The organism is Streptomyces deserti, assembly GCF_054782695.1.
The window spans coordinates 1,220,071-1,233,504 of the sequence record NZ_BAAGRZ010000001.1 but is presented as its reverse complement, the minus strand read 5'-3'; the positions used below and the strand labels follow the sequence as shown (position 1 = coordinate 1,233,504).

At 69.7% G+C, this 13,434-nt stretch carries 15 protein-coding genes; 5 read left to right on the top strand and 10 right to left on the bottom strand.

Going from position 1 to position 13,434, the window contains the following annotated elements; genetic code table 11:
- Positions 1–12: 12 nt before the first annotated feature.
- From ACYVMZ_RS05570 to ACYVMZ_RS05560, 3 genes are read right to left on the bottom strand one after another with little or no spacing between them, the layout of a single operon-like run.
- Positions 13–1,416, bottom strand: coding sequence for a YcaO-like family protein (locus ACYVMZ_RS05570; protein ID WP_461075998.1), 1,404 nt, complete (start codon positions 1,414–1,416; stop codon positions 13–15).
- Positions 1,413–2,462 carry a TOMM precursor leader peptide-binding protein gene (locus ACYVMZ_RS05565; protein WP_461075996.1) on the bottom strand — a complete coding sequence of 350 codons (1,050 nt, stop codon included), beginning with the start codon at positions 2,460–2,462 and terminating at the stop codon, positions 1,413–1,415. The genes ACYVMZ_RS05570 and ACYVMZ_RS05565 overlap by 4 nt, the downstream gene beginning before the upstream one ends.
- Positions 2,459–3,292: a hypothetical protein gene (locus ACYVMZ_RS05560; protein WP_461075994.1), complete on the bottom strand. Its 834-nt coding sequence runs from the start codon at positions 3,290–3,292 to the stop codon at positions 2,459–2,461. Before ACYVMZ_RS05560 ends, ACYVMZ_RS05565 begins: the two co-directional genes overlap by 4 nt.
- Positions 3,293–3,605: 313 nt before the next feature.
- Here ACYVMZ_RS05560 and ACYVMZ_RS05555 point away from each other — a divergent pair, with 313 nt between their 5' ends.
- On the top strand, positions 3,606–3,743 hold the full coding sequence (locus ACYVMZ_RS05555; protein ID WP_461075992.1) for a hypothetical protein: 138 nt from the start codon (positions 3,606–3,608) through the stop codon (positions 3,741–3,743).
- Positions 3,744–3,917: 174 nt separating this feature from the next.
- The gene (locus tag ACYVMZ_RS05550) at positions 3,918–4,760 is read left to right on the top strand and encodes an O-methyltransferase (RefSeq protein ID WP_461075990.1); all 843 of its coding nucleotides are present in this window, start codon (positions 3,918–3,920) and stop codon (positions 4,758–4,760) included.
- A gap of 93 nt (positions 4,761–4,853) precedes the next feature.
- Here the strand turns inward: ACYVMZ_RS05550 and ACYVMZ_RS05545 are convergent, their stop codons facing one another.
- Together ACYVMZ_RS05545 and ACYVMZ_RS05540 are read right to left on the bottom strand one after the other, a co-directional pair.
- Positions 4,854–5,468 carry a response regulator gene (locus ACYVMZ_RS05545; RefSeq protein WP_461075988.1) on the bottom strand — a complete coding sequence of 205 codons (615 nt, stop codon included), beginning with the start codon at positions 5,466–5,468 and terminating at the stop codon, positions 4,854–4,856.
- A 2-nt stretch (positions 5,469–5,470) separates the two neighbouring features.
- Complete coding sequence (locus tag ACYVMZ_RS05540; protein ID WP_461075986.1) at positions 5,471–6,520, bottom strand: sensor histidine kinase; 1,050 nt, start codon at positions 6,518–6,520, stop codon at positions 5,471–5,473.
- Between the two features lie 333 nt (positions 6,521–6,853).
- Between ACYVMZ_RS05540 and ACYVMZ_RS05535 the strand changes: the two genes are divergently transcribed.
- The 3 genes from ACYVMZ_RS05535 to ACYVMZ_RS05525 all read left to right on the top strand — a co-directional run bounded on the left by ACYVMZ_RS05535 (position 6,854) and on the right by ACYVMZ_RS05525 (position 8,894).
- On the top strand, positions 6,854–7,795 hold the full coding sequence (locus tag ACYVMZ_RS05535; RefSeq protein WP_461075984.1) for an ABC transporter ATP-binding protein: 942 nt from the start codon (positions 6,854–6,856) through the stop codon (positions 7,793–7,795).
- A 53-nt stretch (positions 7,796–7,848) separates the two neighbouring features.
- Entirely contained in the window at positions 7,849–8,598 is a 750-nt protein-coding gene (locus ACYVMZ_RS05530) for an ABC transporter permease (RefSeq protein WP_461075982.1), read from the top strand.
- Between the two features lie 92 nt (positions 8,599–8,690).
- Complete coding sequence (locus ACYVMZ_RS05525) at positions 8,691–8,894, top strand: hypothetical protein (RefSeq protein WP_461075980.1); 204 nt, start codon at positions 8,691–8,693, stop codon at positions 8,892–8,894.
- A gap of 624 nt (positions 8,895–9,518) precedes the next feature.
- Here ACYVMZ_RS05525 and ACYVMZ_RS05520 read toward each other — a convergent pair.
- The 5 genes from ACYVMZ_RS05520 to ACYVMZ_RS05500 all read right to left on the bottom strand — a co-directional run bounded on the left by ACYVMZ_RS05520 (position 9,519) and on the right by ACYVMZ_RS05500 (position 13,267).
- A complete protein-coding gene (locus ACYVMZ_RS05520; RefSeq protein WP_461075978.1) occupies positions 9,519–9,869 on the bottom strand; it encodes a Scr1 family TA system antitoxin-like transcriptional regulator in 351 nt (116 codons plus the stop codon).
- 409 nt (positions 9,870–10,278) lie between these two features.
- Complete coding sequence (gene tgmC / locus ACYVMZ_RS05515; RefSeq protein ID WP_461075976.1) at positions 10,279–11,478, bottom strand: ATP-grasp peptide maturase system methyltransferase; 1,200 nt, start codon at positions 11,476–11,478, stop codon at positions 10,279–10,281.
- Positions 11,432–12,265: an ATP-grasp ribosomal peptide maturase gene (locus ACYVMZ_RS05510; RefSeq protein WP_461075974.1), complete on the bottom strand. Its 834-nt coding sequence runs from the start codon at positions 12,263–12,265 to the stop codon at positions 11,432–11,434. The genes tgmC and ACYVMZ_RS05510 overlap by 47 nt, the downstream gene beginning before the upstream one ends.
- Positions 12,266–12,475: 210 nt before the next feature.
- Positions 12,476–12,709: a putative ATP-grasp-modified RiPP gene (locus tag ACYVMZ_RS05505; RefSeq protein ID WP_461076361.1), complete on the bottom strand. Its 234-nt coding sequence runs from the start codon at positions 12,707–12,709 to the stop codon at positions 12,476–12,478.
- Positions 12,710–12,748: 39 nt separating this feature from the next.
- On the bottom strand, positions 12,749–13,267 hold the full coding sequence (locus ACYVMZ_RS05500) for a hypothetical protein (protein ID WP_461075972.1): 519 nt from the start codon (positions 13,265–13,267) through the stop codon (positions 12,749–12,751).
- Positions 13,268–13,434 lie beyond the last annotated feature (167 nt).

The following is a 13,434-nucleotide window of genomic DNA, read 5'->3' as shown; positions in this document are numbered from 1 at the left end:
GCGGTCTCCGGCTCACGGGTAGGGGTGCGGGAACGGGTTGAGTTCCGCGTCGGTCAGCGGCTTTTCGAGCAGACCCAGTTCCACGGGCCGGGTGCGCAGCCGCGGCGGTCCGATGAAGCGCGTCCTGAAGGCGGAGTCGAGCGGCACCAGGGCGGGTGCGAAGACGCGGGCCACCACGAGGCCGGCGTCGTACACGTCGGGGCTCGTGGCGTCGGCAAGGTAGACGTCGACGCCCTGGCTGTGGAGTCGCTGGAGCACGGCGCGCGCCAGGGCCCGCGGCCGGTGGTCGGGCAGTACGGGGAGGTCGGCCACGGACACCCGCGCGGCGCTTGCGTCAAGGAACTCCGTCTCGTGCTCGAGGCCGGGGCCCGCGTAGAGGCGTACGTGGTCGTCGAAGCGGTGGACCTCGGCCGCGAAGTCGGTGTCCGGGGGGAGCAGGTTGCCCTCGCGCTGTTCGGCGCGCATCCACACCCGCGTCTGGAATGCCTCGATGACCGACTTGACGATGGCTCGCTGCGGGGTGGCGGCCGCGGCGCCGCCCACCGCGAGCGGGCTGATGTCGCCGACCCGGTTGCGTACGACGGTCAGGACGGCCGGTACGCCGCTGAAACGGCTCAGGTCGACCAGGGAGACGTCGAGGCCGGCTGGTCGGACATGCCGGTCGAAGAACGCCTTGACCTCCGGGTCGCTGTCGGGATCGATGAGCGGCATGCTCAGACGGTTGTGCCACACCGTGCTGAAGCCGTCGCGTTCGATGAGTTCGAGCAGGCCCGAGCAGAGCGCCTCGTCCCAGGTGCAGCCGGCAGCCAGGCCGTTGCTGGTGCTGTTGGAGATGCGCTCGGCGGTCTCGCGGTGCGGTCCGGACAGGAACACCAGGACGGCCGGGAGCCACGCGGATGTGCCATCGCGAAGATCGGTCCCGCGCACCCAGCTGATCCGGGTGTCCTCGGTGAAGCGGGTGAAGGGGAACTCGGGGTCGGCGTACTGGGCCTCGGTGAACAGCGTCAGCTGCCGCGGGGATACCGCCCGTTCGCCACGTGCGTTCAGCTCGGTCCAGGTGGCCTGGACCATGGCCTGCTCCCACCAGTAGACGGCGCTGTAGCGCTCGACCGCCTCGCCGATCGCCGACAGGGTCGCGGACCGCTCGTCCAGAGCACCGCCGCCTGCGGCCTGGGCACAGGGTTCGCCCACGAGGTGCTCGGACTGGCACGCACGGGCGCCGACGGCGAAGGCAAAGGCGTCGTCGATGTCGTGCATCTGCCGGTAGAGCCGGGTAGCGACGCCGACGACCTCGGACAGCAGCGGTTTCAGCAGGCGCTCGGCCTCGGCGGCCGTGGTCCACTCAGGGCCTTCGCCCGTCGGTAGTCCGTCCTGCACCGGAGCGGCTACGCCGTGGTGCTGTGTCGTGGTGGTCACCTGGGCTGCCCTCCGTCCGCGTCGTCGTGGCGGTGCAGGGGTACGCCCGCGTCGGGGTGGAACCAGATCATCGGGTAGCCGCGGTCGCGGGCCGGTGAGCACGCCGGGCATCGCGGCACCCGGAACAGGCGGTGGGAGTCGAGCCGGAGCCCGGTGGATGTCATCTCCAGGGTGTGCAGTCCTCCGGGGGCGGCCAGACCAGCATTGGTGTCGGTCAGCCCGAACCACTCCACGACCCGCTCGACGACCAGCCCGACCTGCATGGTGGTCAGCCCAGGCCACAGGGCCGCCCGCTCCCCGGAGCTGCGCACGGGACGGGCGGCAAGGATGTCCTCGACCAGTGCGCGGTCAGGGAACGCTGCGGCGCGGCGCAGCCGGTAGCAGGCGAAGCAGGCCGACTCCGCCGGCAGCGTCCACGGCCCCACCAGGGCGCGCCGTCCGTCGAAGGGGATGACGGGGAGCCAGGTGCGTCCGTTCTTGAGCGCCGCGGTGTTCCACTCGTCCAGCAGCGGGTCGCTGTCGGACTCCGCGATCACGATCACGACGTCTCGGATCGGGTCGGAGGTCTGCGGGATCGCGGCGGGGCCCGACGCGGCCTGGGCGATCACTCCGGCATCGTGCAGCGCAGTCAGCACCTGCTCGGCGAGCAGGCCGCTCCCGAGCACGGTGGCCGTGCGCTGGTCGAGGCGCTCCTGCACGGTGCTGAGGGGAACTTTGCGCAGTACCCGCAGCCACATGCCGACGGCTGCGGGCGAGACGGACCGCAGGTCCTCGGCGGCCTCGTCGCGCTGGAGCAGCCCGGCTTCGGTCATCTGGGTCAGTACGGATTCCAGAGCCAGCTTGCGGGCTTCGTCGACGTCGGAGCCGAGCTCGAGGGTTCGCCTGCCGTCGGAGAGGACCGTCAGCAGGGCTTCGGTGAAGGCCGGGAGTCGTCCTCCGGACAGGCGCGCGACATGGTCTCCGTGCCTGATCAGCACGGCGTCCTCGGTCACTTCGACTTTCATGCCGGGGTTCACGGCAACGGCTATGCCGTCCTTGGCGCTCACGAGCGGTTTCCCTTCGTCGCGGAGGTCAGCTGGTCGTCATTGCAGGGCCCGGTGACGGCGGCCGCGGCGTACGCGATGCAGGCGTCCAGCGGGCGGGGGGTTCGGTGCAGGGCCTTTTCGACGAGCGGGCTGGCGGGGTGCCCGGCGCCGGCCCATTGCTGGTGGCCGGGAACCCGCAGGGCCATGTCCAGGTCCCAGCCGACGCTGCTGCACAGCGCACTGACGAGCTGGTCCGCTTCGAGCGGGTGGTATTCGGCGCGGACGTTCAAGGCCCCGGCCAGCCGACCGACGACCCTGGTGAGGGAGGCGGTCTCGTGACCCGTGAGTTCGTACACCCGGCCGCCTCGCCGTGCGGGCTCGGCGGCCAGCAGAGCCACGACATCGACGAGGTCGTCGAGGGCCAGCCATGGCACAGGGCCGTCGGTGAAGCAGCCGTAGACCGTGGAGAAGTCCGATATCTGGCGGGCGACCTGGACGAGGTCGACGTCCATAGGTGCGCAGCGCAGGACGCAGTGGTCCGCGCGGGCCCGCGTCGCCGTGCGCTCGGCACGGGCGACCTCGGAGAGGTAGGGATTGGTGTCCGTGATCCGGTCGGCACCGATCGCGGACACGACAACCAGCGGCAGGGACGGTGGTAACGGGTAGCGGCACGCCTCGGCGTGGGCGGTGGGGGTCAGGGAGGCCACGTCGACCAGTGCGCAGGCGGCTTCGGCCGGGTCGGTCACCGGTTCCACCCGGGGGGAGGCGGCCAGCGCGGTGCGCAACGCCGGCCTGCCGCCGATGAACAACAGCTGCAGCGGAGCTGGGGTTCCAGCGGTGTCTGTAGGCATGAAGGCGATTGTGCTGCGGCGTCCGCTCGGGCGAAGAGACCTGATCTACTGAATTCGTGTGTCCGCCGACCAGACGACATCGGCTTCATCCGGGGCTACGCCGGTACGCCTCCGGATGAGGTACGAAGAACTCGAGACAGCTGTGTCCGGCGAGGATGACCGGGTCTGCGGGGCGACGCGGAGCACGGTGTCCTCCCGCTGGGGGACACCGACAATCATCCGCGGGTCCCCCTTGAGCCCGGTCGGCGGCACAAACGATGCTGCTGTCACGGCAGTTCCTGCCGACGATCCCGACCCAGTTGAGGGGGAAATCATGAGCGACATCCTGGAGATGGCCGAGAGCGTGGAAGCGGTCGAGCTGTCCTTCCACGGCGAGGAGTCGAGCTACTTCGAGCCGACGGCCGCGCGCTGCAGCTCGTCCAGCACCTGCACCTGCTGCTGCACCGGCTGATTCGCCTCCGTCCGCCGGCCCGGTCCGGTCGTCCACGCCGGGCCGGGTCGGCGGGCATCCGCGCTTCCTGCGGCAATCCTGTGCTGCAGGCGGTCGGCCACCGGGCATCGCATGACACAGGCGCCGCCGCGCCGCACGACCGTACCGCCGTTCCCGAGAGGTGAGGATGCGCCAGTGACCGAGACATCCACCGTGTGGCCGCACTCCGCAGTCACGGGCCTGCGGCCCGGCCTGATCGAGCTCAAGATAACCCGGACCAGCCCCGGCTATCTGGCCCGGCTTCACCCGGATCTGCGGGACTTTGTCATACGCCGCCTCCTCGACGACGCGACCGACGACTTCGAGACCCTGCATGCGGTAGCGGAGCGCGGAGTGGCCGGCGGCCGACGGCCCGGGATGGCCGGGGACCTTTCGGGAGCCGCGCACCGCGACGACAGCCAGCTGCTGATCGCGGGACAGCAGGTCATGCAGAGCTGGGAGCGCCCCCTGATGGCCGAACTGAGCAGACTTGCCGCGTCGTCCCACGGCCATGTCCTCGAAGTGGGCTTCGGCATGGGGATCTCCGCCTCCATCCTTCAAGACGAGGGTGTCGCCTCGCACACCATCATCGAGGCAAATCCCGAGGTGGCACGTGCTGCACGGGCCTGGGCCGACCGCCGGCCGACCCGGACGCATGTCGTCGAGGGCCGCTGGCAGGACGTCATCGACTCGCTCGGGACATTCGACGGCATCCTCTTCGACACTTATCCCGCCGACGAGCGCGAGTACGAGCAGTACGTCGTCCGCGATGCCGCCTATGTCGAACACTTCCTCCCGGCGGCTGCAGACCACCTGGGCCCCGGCGGCACATTGAGCTACTACACCATGGAGATCGACTCGCTCAGCCGCCGCCATCAGCGGGCCCTGCTACGCCACTTCAGCAGTTTCAGCGTCGGTGTCGTCGCCGGTCTTGAGCCGCCCGCCGACTGCACGTACTGGTGGGCGGACTCCATGGCCACCGTGGCAGCGATCCGGTAGGCGGGACCAGGCCTCCAGTACGGCGCACCAAGGCCCGTACGGCCGGGCCGCCTCCCGCCGTGGACCGGCCGGCCGTCCACGGCGGCCGCTGACTCACTCCGGCAGCGTGAGCACTCCGGACGACAGCGCTGCCATGACCGCGCCAGTACGGTCCGATACTCCGAGTTTGCGGAAGGCGCTGAGCAGATGCGTCTTCACCGTGGCCTCCCCGATGCCGAGGTGGCGGGCGATACGGGCGTTGGTCCGTCCCTGCGCCACGAGGACGAGGATCTCGTGTTCGCGCGGTGTCAGCGGCGATGCCGGTGCGCCGGTGCGCCGTCGCGCCATCTGCAAGGAGACGGCGGGCGTGATGACGGATCGTCCCGCCGCAGCCGAGCGAACCGCGGTCACGAGCTCCGCCGTGGAGGTCGATTTCAGCAGATACCCGATGGCTCCGGCCTCGATAGCCCCGACGATGGACTGGTCGTTGTCGTACGTCGTCAGCACCACGACGCGGCACTCCGGCAGCAGCGAACAGATCCGTCGGGTCGCGGCGATTCCACCGCCACCGGGCATCCGCAGATCCATCAGGACGACGTCGGGGCGCAGCGCCGTCGTGGCGCTCACCGCGGAGGAGCCGTCCTCGGCCTGCGCCACGACCTCGATGCCGGACTCCAACGACAGCAGGGCCACGATCCCCTGGCGAACTACGGTGTGGTCATCCGCCACGATCACCCGGATCGGTCGGGCAAGCTCACCGTCACCGTCGTTCCCCGTCCTGGGCTGGTGCACAGCCGTACCTCTCCTCCCGCCTCGGCAATCCGGTCCCGCATCCCGGTGATGCCCACACCGCTGCCGGACAGCGCAGCCTCGTCGAAGCCCATACCGTCGTCCTCGACGGTCAGGACCACCTGGCCGGGACGGTAGTCCAAAGTGAGCTCGACCGCGGCGGCCCGGGCGTGCTTGCGTATGTTGGCGATGCACTCCTGAGCGGCCCGCAGGAGAGTCACCTCCTGCCGGGTGGGCAACGGCCGCGGTGCGCCGCGCACCCGGAAGCGGGCCTCGTACCCCCAAGAGCCCTCCACGAGACGTTCGAGCGCCAGCTGCAGTGTCGACTCCAGGCCCTCCGTCACGCCCTCCATCACCAGGGCCCGGGCCTGCCGGTGGTTGTCCTCTGCGGTGCCGTGGGCCAGCCGGATGTGATGCAGGGCCTTCTCGGGGTTGGTGCCCCACTCGGCCTCGGCGGCCTCCAGCAGCATGCGGATGCTGCTGAACCCCTGCGTGAGCGTGTCGTGGATCTCCCGTGCCAGGCGCTGCCGCTCCGCCAGAACCCCGTTGCGGTGCCCGGCCTCCACCAGCGCTTCCTGCGCCCGCTCCAACTGGTCCAGCAGCTCCTTGCGTTCGTGGGACTCGACCACGATACGGGCGATCCACCAGCCCAGAGCGTGGCTGTATCCGGCGGCGGCGAGGGCCAGCACCAGCCGGGGGCCCACCGCGAGCCCGGGCGCGGAGAGCAGGATGGCCGTACCCCCGCAGACCGCGAAGAGCGCCGAGCCCGCGTGGGCGACCTTCTTGCGGGCCGTCGAGTACAGCAGCAGCGACACGGGCGCGGTACCCAGCCAGACGACGGGTGCCGTCACCAGAGCGGCACACCACAGAGCGATCAGGACGACGGCCGCGCGTTCGGCCCCGGGCTCCTCGTTTCCTGGACCGCCCCTCACCAGGCACCGAGCCAGAAGCGCGTGCCACACCAGCGCCGTCGCCAGAACGGCGGCGGCCACACAAGTACGCACCGCACTGGAGGGCGGGAAGGCCGCCAGAGCGCCGGCGGACAGGGCAGCGGAGCACACCCACAGCACGGCCCACAGAGCAGGGCGGAACTGCCACACATCCGGCCCGACCGATGACGACGATGTGCCGGACGCCCCTGTCACTGACGCTCCTCACCCCTCTGGCTCGTGGCGGCACACCTGTGAAGGCACACCCGTCCGGTGGTACGGCCATGTCCGGCCATTATCCGCGCGGAGGCCGCCTGCGCCTCCACCGATCGGTGGAGGGGGCCTCAACCGTGCGTCGGTGCCGACGAGCTGCGGCTCCAGGCCAGTCTGGTCGGCATGGCGGAGGAATGGGCTTCCCACGAAACGGTGGTGCGCGCGGACGACGTCGGCCTGTCGTCGGCAGGCGTCACCGTGCTGTCCGATGTCTCGCTGACGGTGGCCAGGGGACAGGTGGTGGCGCTGCTGGGCCCGAACGGCGCCGGCAAGACCTCGCTCGTCGAGTGTCTGGAGGGCTTCCAGCGTCCGCAGAGCGGACGGATCGAGGTGCTGGGCCGAGATCCCTGGCGGGCTCCTGGCTGGTGGCGTGGGCGCATCGGCGCGGTGCTGCAGGACTGCCGTATCGAGACCGAGCTGACGGTGGGCGAGTACACCGAGATGACCCGCTCCTACTACCCCGACCCGACGTCGGCGGAGGAACTGCTGTCCGCGGTGGGGCTGGAGGATCTGTGGGGCCGGCGGGTCTCGAAGCTGTCCGGCGGGGAGCGCAGGCGCCTCGACATCGCCCTGGCACTTGCCGGCCGGCCCGAGCTGGTCTTCCTCGACGAGCCGACGACAGGGCTCGACGCCCAGGCGCGCCGCGGTCTCTGGGATGTCCTGCGCTCCCTGCGCGCCGAGGGGACGTCAATGCTCCTGACGACCCATCTCCTGGAGGAGGTGGAGGCCCTCGCGGACCGGGTGGTGATCCTGGTACGAGGGCGGGTGCAGCGCGAGGGAACCATCGCCGAGCTGCGCGAAGGCGGCGGGCTGCCCACCCGTATCTCCTTCCTCGCACCAGAGTTGGCGCAGCGGACCCGGCCGGACGCGCTGGGCGACGCCCAGTATGACGAGACGACCGGTCGCTGGACCGTGGTGACCGAGGACCCCATGGGGGACATGCGGCGACTGTCTGCGGCGGCGGCCCAGGAGGACTTCACCCTGGTGGACGTGACGGTGCGCACACCCACCTTCGAAGACATCTACCTGGAACTGCTGAACAACCTGAAGGTGGCCCACCGATGAGCCCCGACATCCGAACCGGTACCCGCCGTGGCGGGGGCCCCGATACCGGCCGAGTGCCCGGTATCGTACGCACCTTCGTCCGCCAGCTTCCCTACGATCTCCTGGCGCAGGTCCGCAATCCCGCAGCGGCCTTCTTCTCGCTCGGGCTGCCCCTCATCTTCCTCATCACCTTCACGCTGATCGGCGCCGACGGGGACGAAGCGGCCCTCTACTACGCCCCGGCCACGATGGCCATCGCCGTCATCAGCGGCACCCTGACCAACATCGCGATCACGCTGGTGTATCTACGGGAGTACGGCCTGCTCAAGCGGCTCCAACTGCTGCCGGTCAACCGTTCGGCGCTGCTCGGAAGCCGGGTCACCGCTTCCGGCGTGCTGTCGCTCGGCGGAGTCGTCCTCCTCGGCGTGTACGCCGCCGCCGTCCACGGGGTAGTCCCGAAACAGCCCCTGACGGTCGCGGCTGCCGTACTGCTGTTCCTGCTGACGGGCAGCGCCCTGGGCCTCGCCCTGACCGTGGTGATCCCCGGGGAGAACGCGGCCGGACCCATCGCCAACGCCGTGGCGCTTCCACTGCTGATGCTGTCCGGGGGGTTCTTCCCACTGGACCCCTCACCCGACTGGGTCCGCACACTGGCGTCCTTCCTGCCCTTCGGTTCCGCGCTCGACGCTGCCGCGGCGGGTTACGAAGGCTCGGCGGCAGTCGGCGACCTCGGCGCGGCCGCGCTCGCCAGCTGCGCCTGGACCGCAGCGGCCTGCGTCCTTGTCGCCCTGCGCTTCCGCTGGGTTCCGCGCCGCCGACGATGACGCGAAGCGACCACCGCGCACCGATGAAGGCCGCTCGCCGCGAGGGAACCAGCGTTCCCGAACCGTACGGAAACGGAGTGTGAGGAGTCCCGATGTCGCAGAAGAAGCAAGACCAGTCGTCAGTGTCCGTCAAAGAGGCCAGCTTCGCCGCAGCGATCGCACTGCCGATGAGCCTCCTCGGCGGGTGGGCCGCCTATGGGTACTCCGGGAGCATCGGGGTGGCGGTGGTCGCGACGGCGGTAGGGGTGGCCATCGGCCTGGCGATCTTTTTGATCATCGCTCGCTCCGGCAGCTGACGGAGCACTCGACGCCGGGCGACCGGCGCACGGCCAGGCGGCCCGGTGTTGCCACCGCCTGCCTCCCCATCGGCACTGATCAACTCAGCCTTGAGGGCAACGTGGTCCGCAGTCGGCCAGCGCCGATGCATCGGGGGCCCTGATCGTGATCGAGGAGACAGGCCTAGGGCTCCGGGACCCATTACCGGCGCCTGGCCGACGCGCTCCTCGGCAGCCGGGCCCCGCAGGAGGCACAGAGGCGAATGCGGGCCACGCCTTCAGGGTCGCTCGCCGGGGCATCTCCCTCGGGTCGTGCTGTCGGAACTCGTGAACAATCCGATCCCGCCGCAGCGCCCGGATGCCTGCCGTACTGCTGTGGAAGTGCTGTCCCTTCTCATGGACAGAGCCAGCCTCAGAGGGACTACGAGCCCCGCTCTCGTACCGAGGGCACTTGGATTCGTGCCAGCCTGCAAGCGTGGCCAACGCCAACGTCGTCAGCCCGGCGTCGAGCCGGATTTCGCGCAGGCGTTGGCGACGTTGGAGCTGGGCTGACGCCCTCAGCAGAGCCGGTTGGCGTCAGTCGTGCGCCAGGACTCCAGCGCCTTGGTGATCAGACTCTTGGCGGTGTTCCCGTAACAGGCGGCGTTACTTAGGGCGGCGAATGCTTACTGATGATCTTCGCGTGGTGTCGCGCTGGTGCCGCAGCTCAGGCGCGCTGTCGTCGGCGACATCACGCGGCGACATCCAGTAGGTGTGCAGGGCGAGTTCGCCCGGGTCCGTGATGTCCACGCCGGTGGAGACGAGGTCGTAATGCGCCCGGCCACCGTCGTACATGTTGAAGCTGGGCATAGGGACTATGTCCACCTCAGCGGTGGCAGGGAGCACGCCGAGGGTGAGCGACGGAAGGTCGACATCGCGCAGGAGGCGTTCCAGCTGACCGCGTATCACCTCCGGCCCTCCGACGTTGGTGTACAGCGCTTGTTCCCCGAGAATCACGTCGTAGTGATGCTCGCCCTCGCACAGACGCGCCGGCGCTCCATCCGCTTGGCTACACCCGCCGGCACGTCACCCGGGACACCTAGGAACTCGACAACCCGGCGAAGGATTACGGTCGCGGATGCCTCGGTCTTGAGCGTGCCCCAGATCATGGCCGGGACGTACGCCTTACCGTGCCGCGTCTGTTGGTACCAGTCGATCACCTCGTTCTGGATGTCCTCCGTGCCGGTGGACAGTCGCTGTTGCTACGTGCCAGGTCGGCCCAGAGCATGGCTGCCCTTCGTCGAGGCACAGCACTCCCTGGCCGCGGTTCCGTTGGCGGCGCCATCCGGCGACGTGCGCGCCGGGTCGCGTCGCCAATTCGGCTACTCGACAAGACACGCCAGTGCCGGCTTGCCCGTGCCCTCCGTCAGGGGCTGGGCAGCGGCAGACCGGGCATCCGCGGGTGCCGCAAGTGCTGCCCGCCGTCGTACACGTGGAGCGTGAACGTCTGCGGACCTGGCCGATCGGCAGCGTCGAAGGCATCCAGGACCTCCTCGATCCGCTCCCACAGCTTCACCGGGCCACCTTCGCGAACCTCCCAGGCTCCCTCGTTTGGGGTCAGCGTGGCCGCAGAGCCGGTGACGACGTCGATGAGGTGCATGACTCCGTCGATGGTGACCAGCTGGGCGTCCGGCACCGCGCTTTGAGCGAGGAAGCGCAGGTGAAACGCATCCTCGGTCGCAGCCGTGATCCGTTCGGGGCTGTGCCGGACCGACCGGGGCTCCTCGGGCAGACCTGCGGCCCAGTCGGCCGGATTGCCGAACGCCGGTGCCGCGTGCGTCCGGGCGGACATGAAGGAGATCGTGCCGGGCAGCAGGGCTCCCTCGGCCGTCCCGTCCTCGGCGACGGTGAGCAGGACTCGGGCGTGTCCGTAGAGCCAGCCCGACAGGGGCAGCAGGATCTTCCCGCCCGGACGGGTCTGGGCGAGCAGCGCGGGCGGCACCCCGCGGAACGAGCAGGCGGCAACGATGCGGTCGTACCAGGCCTCGGGCCAATACCCGTACAGGCCGTCCGCCACGGCCATTGTCGGGAAGTACCCGCAGCCGTGCAGGACGTTCGCAGCCGCGCTCAGCCGATGCGGGTCGACTTCGATGCTGGTGACGTGTGACGAGCCAAGGCGTTCGCAGGCGAGTGCGGTGGAGTAGCCGGTCCCGGTTCCGATCTCCAATACCGTGTGCCCCTCCGTGATATCGGCGTCGGCCCACATACGTACGACGAGCGAGGGCAGCGTGGAGGACGAGGTGGGAGCCCCGCCGTGCCGGACGACCGGACGTTTCCAGTCGGGCTCGTTCCCGTCGAACTGCGTGATCAGTGTGGTGTCCGAGTACGCCGAGGCCAGCCACCGGCCGTAGTCGAGCTCGGCGGTGACCGGCTCCCACACGGTCAGCCCCTGCTCGTTGCGCTCGTCGGCGGGCAGGTAGAAGCCGGGCACGAAGGGGTGCCGTGGCACCCTTTCCACCGCCGCCCGCCAGGCCGGGTCCTCCAGGACTCCCTCTTCGACGAGGACACTCGCCATGGCCTCACGCAGTCGAGCCGCGTCGGTCTCGGGATCGGCGGGCATCGTCACGGCCTGCCGCCTCCTTTCCGCTCATGTTGTCGGGTCCGCTCAAGATGTCGGCGAACGCCTCGGTGATGGCGTGCGCGTCGGGGAGCCAGCCCCACTGCCCGTTCGGGTTGCACTCGATCGCCCACCACTCCTCGGGATCGTCACCGTCTCCGGTGAGAGCGAAGTCGAAGCAGCCGAAGACCAGGCCGAACGAGTCCAAGTAGCTGTGCAGTGCCGTCTGGATGACGGAGGGGACGGTGATGGGACTGTGCACCAGTTCGTCCCAGTCACCCCGGCGCCAGTCCAGAGCGGCGTCCGGGGCGGTGATCCGCTGAGCGAAGACCCGCCGGCCGACCACGGTGACTCGTACGTCGCCGGTCTTGGGGATCTCGGCCTGGAACAGGTGCGCGGTCACCGTGAGCCCGTCATCAAAGGTGCCGGGGTCGATTCGCTGTGCCCAGATTGCCCCGGCTCGGCCGTCCTCACCACGGGGCAGGCCACGGAAGGACTTGTAGACGACGTGCCCGTGGCCGGCCGCGAACTCGCGTGCCTCTTCCACGCAGTTGGTGACCAAAGTCGGTGGAATCCGTAACCCCAGCTCCGCGAACCTCCTGAGCTGAGTCGGCTTGAAGTCCGCGCGGGCCACCGCGGACGGGTGGTTGACGTACCGGGCCTGGGACAGGCTGTGCAGGACGCCGCCGAGCCCGTGCCTCGCCTCGGCGGCCGCGAAATCCCGTTCCTGCCGGGAAAGGTGCTTGAACCGGGCGGCATACGGGGGTGGGGCGGCGCCAGTAGACCGCCGCCACATCCGCGAGTTCGACCTCCCGGCTCGCCGTACGCAGCCGCCCGCCCCACGCCGGGCCGTCCGGCCCGAGACCGAACCCGAAGACCAGCTCGGGCCCGACGTCGGCAGGGTCGACGCGTACCACGGGAACCTCACGCTCGTTGAGAGCGACGATGACCCTGTCGGCGGTGACGTCTTCCAGTGAGGTGACGACCAGGACGGTGTTCGTCATGGTCAGTCCGACTCGTAGTCGGTCGTCACGTCGTCCTGAGTCTGCGGCTGCGGTTGCTCCCCGTCCCCGCCACCGGAGACCGAAGCCGTACCGGTCGTCCTCGACGTGCCGTGTTTGCCCATCTCCAGCACACGGCCGATGGCATCGGTGTAAAGGGCGGTCTGCGTGGCCCCGTCCAACACCACCGAGGCGTACGACGGCGGGCTGATCGGCAGTCGGTCCGTCACCAACCGCATCGCCCACGGCACCTGAGCGGTCACGGTCGCCATGCGCGCTCACCCCTCCCTCTCGACGCCGTACGAGCAGACCTCGCCCTCCACGGCCAGTCGGGCCCGGCCGCCTTCGACCAGGGCGACGATCGACCGCGGTGCACACAAGTCGCCCTCGTACCGTGGCGGCACCACCCAGTACGTGCCCGGCGGCTGCTGCCGGTCGATGCGCGGCACACCCAGGTAGGTGCCGCGCCCCAGACAGGTCGCGATGTCGCCGTACGCCCACACGAGTCCCGCGTGCGCCTCGATCAGGGCGTAATAGGTTCCACCCGCCACCCGACGGTCATGGATGACCGACCCTCCCAGTAACTCGCCCAGTGCGACCGCGACTTCGTCCCGGTCCTTGGACCGAACAGCTGCATGGACGACTTCGGACGGCATGCGCACCGTCGCGAAGCGCCCGCCGAGTGGCAGAAGGGCGACGCCCTGTGCCGCCCACTCCCTGCGGACCTGCTCCGGCGCCGGATGGGATCGAGCCAGCCACTCGGCGATCGCTCTTTCCAGGGCCTGTTGCGTGTACACAGCCTGCTCCTTCGTTGCCCGACGCGGTTGGTACGGCACACAGAGTCCACGAATCGTCGCTCTCATTCGAGGACTTCGAAGGGCCTTCAAGCGGACGTGCGGAGGGCTCTGATAACCCCCTAGGGAGGAGAACCCGCACCAGAGCGGACCTCTTGTGGAAGGGTGGG

Coding starts and splice junctions, on each gene's coding strand:
- ACYVMZ_RS05555 (WP_461075992.1), top strand. CDS start 3,606: ATGAGCGACATCCTGGAGATGGCCGAGAGCGTGGAAGCGGTCGAGCTG.
- ACYVMZ_RS05505 (WP_461076361.1), bottom strand. CDS start 12,709: ATGCGGTTGGTGACGGACCGACTGCCGATCAGCCCGCCGTCGTACGCC.
- ACYVMZ_RS05535 (WP_461075984.1), top strand. CDS start 6,854: ATGGCGGAGGAATGGGCTTCCCACGAAACGGTGGTGCGCGCGGACGAC.
- ACYVMZ_RS05560 (WP_461075994.1), bottom strand. CDS start 3,292: ATGCCTACAGACACCGCTGGAACCCCAGCTCCGCTGCAGCTGTTGTTC.
- ACYVMZ_RS05525 (WP_461075980.1), top strand. CDS start 8,691: ATGTCGCAGAAGAAGCAAGACCAGTCGTCAGTGTCCGTCAAAGAGGCC.
- ACYVMZ_RS05510 (WP_461075974.1), bottom strand. CDS start 12,265: ATGTGGCGGCGGTCTACTGGCGCCGCCCCACCCCCGTATGCCGCCCGG.